The 1,639-nt window shown below is 44.3% G+C and carries 2 protein-coding genes; one reads left to right on the top strand and one right to left on the bottom strand.

The features are described 5' to 3' along the window. Positions 1-682: outer membrane protein assembly factor BamD (locus A3757_RS02000; RefSeq protein ID WP_068739078.1), on the bottom strand; the 682-nt coding region annotated here is incomplete at its 3' end. 222 nt (positions 683-904) lie between these two features. Between A3757_RS02000 and rluD the strand changes: the two genes are divergently transcribed. After that, on the top strand, positions 905-1,639 hold a 735-nt coding region (rluD, locus tag A3757_RS01995; RefSeq protein ID WP_068739077.1), incomplete at its 3' end, for a 23S rRNA pseudouridine(1911/1915/1917) synthase RluD.

Here is a 1,639-nt window from a genome sequence, read left to right as displayed (position 1 = left end):
AAGGAAGATCCAAATACCGATAAAGCGAAACCATCATAATTAAGGCCTCTTCGACACTTGGCGACGCGGGGTAATCTTTAACAACATAGGCCGCCCGGTTTGCCGCTGCCAGATAGGCTTGGCGTTTAATATAATATCGTGCAGCATGCAGTTCATAAGCCGCAAGACGATTTCTGATTTGTATCATTCTCTTTTGCGCATCTGCAGCATAGCTACTATCGGGGAAGCGAATTAACAGTTCAGAAAAATCTTTAAAGGCCAAACGCATATGCCCCGGGTCACGCGAGGTAATATCAACCGACGAAAAGTACTGACTGGAAACACCGATATCCAAATGATAGTTCGCTACTCCTCGTACATAATACGCGTAATCCACGCTCGGGCTTTGAGGGTGTAAACGAATAAAACGATCGGAAGCGAGAATCGCGCCTTCTAGATCTAGCCCACTATAACGCGCATAGATTAAATCTAACTGAGCTTGCTCAGCATATTGCCCAAAGGGGAAACGGGACTCCAACTCTTCTAGAGCGATCGTTGCTTGAGGAAAGTTCCTTAACTTGATCGCTCGTTTAGCATCATCATACAACTCTTGTTCTGTCGATTCTTTTTTCGGAGTGGAACTACAAGCAGAAAGAAACAGGACTGCTACCAGAGAAATCACGAGTGCAAAGTGTGAACGCATAATTGGATAAGACTTCTTGAGAATAATTGGAAAATGGTATTCGTTTTCTACACATTTTAATAAATGCTCACCAGAGATGCTCTCGGTGAGGTTATAATAGCCGACATTATTTCATATTTTACATTTTGCGTGTATGACAAATAATCAAACTTGAGGTTTCAACTCCCTTATAAGTCATAATTATTCAGTCTATCCCGTGATTTCTTTACATATCGAGACCTTATGAGCCAAATTATTGAAGCTGACTTTGTTGTTCCATTAGAACTATCTGGCATGCGTTTAGATCAGGTCATTGCTGATTTTATGCCTGAGTATTCTCGCTCACGCCTGCAACAATGGATTAAACAAGGCCATATTCGCGTAAACGAAGAAATCGCGCGGTCCAAAGACAAAGTCAAAATAAATGATCTCATTGAAGTGAAAGCCGAGCTTGAAAGTCAGGGAGAGTGGCTTGCTGAAGACATCCCGCTTGATATCGTTTATCAAGATGAAGACATTCTGATCATCAACAAACCAGCTGGAATGGTAGTTCACCCCGCCGCCGGTAACCACTCAGGCACTTTAGTTAACGCCTTGCTGCATCACTTTCCTGATATCAAAGCCGTTCCCAGGGCCGGTATCGTTCACCGCCTGGATAAAGACACGACCGGTTTAATGGTGGTCGCTAAAACACTAACAGCTCACGCCCATATTGTTGAACAACTTCAAAGTCGCGAAATGGGCAGAGAATACGAAGCTATCGCTGCAGGAGTCATGACGGGCGGCGGAACCATCAACGAGCCTATTGCACGCAGCCCTAAAAACCGCAAAAAGATGGCCGTCAACCAGTTCGGCAAACATGCGGTGACTCACTATCGCGTTTTAGAACGCTTTCTCGCTCACACTCACATACGCGTTAAATTAGAAACTGGACGAACCCATCAAATTCGCGTCCATATGGCACATATTAAACACCCG

It is taken from the genome of Oleiphilus sp. HI0117, from assembly GCF_001635235.1.
This window is presented reverse-complemented; position numbering and strand designations above follow the sequence as displayed.